The sequence below is a fragment of the Mesorhizobium sp. M0437 genome (genome assembly GCF_040321335.1).
In the GTDB taxonomy this organism is placed as follows: Bacteria; Pseudomonadota; Alphaproteobacteria; order Rhizobiales; family Rhizobiaceae; genus Mesorhizobium.
In genome coordinates this window covers 1-537 of record NZ_JAMYRK010000265.1, presented here as the reverse complement: position 1 = coordinate 537, position 537 = coordinate 1, and the positions used below count along the sequence as shown (strand labels likewise).

Here is a 537-nt window from a genome sequence, read left to right as displayed (position 1 = left end):
CCCGAACGGCACGGGCCCACCATGACCGTCCAGCAGGTACACCCGCGTGTTCGCAATCGGGCGCCCGATCGGGATGGAGGCCAGCCCCCCGACAGATTGGGCGATCTCGCAGACTGTCGCGAAGGTCGTTGTCTCGGTCGGACCGTAGCAGTGAATGAGGCGTACAGGACCTTCTTCTCTCAGCAATCTCAAAAATGAGGGAACGTCACTGACCTCGCCTCCACAGAGGAGGTACTTAAGTTGTGCTAACGTCGGAGCGATCGATGACGTATATTGGTTGAATAACGCTGTTGTTAGAAAAAGGGTTGTCACCCGTTGCTGTTCAAGTGACTTGGCAAAATTTGAAGGATTTATGACGGTCGTGGCATCCAATGCAATGATGCAGCCACCGTTGAGCAGCGGCGCCCACACTTCAAATGTGCTGGCGTCGAAGGCGGGATTACCCACCCACGCCACACGATCACTCGAGCTGAACTGCGCATAGCCATTGTTGATGACGAGCCGGTTGACCGCACGGTGAGCAACAACAACCCCCTT

General features: G+C 56.1%; 1 protein-coding gene. It reads right to left on the bottom strand.

Features of this window, described 5'->3' with window-relative positions; genetic code table 11:
• A partial coding sequence (locus NKI72_RS35385; RefSeq protein ID WP_352852314.1) for an AMP-binding protein occupies positions 1-537 on the bottom strand: 537 nt, incomplete at both ends.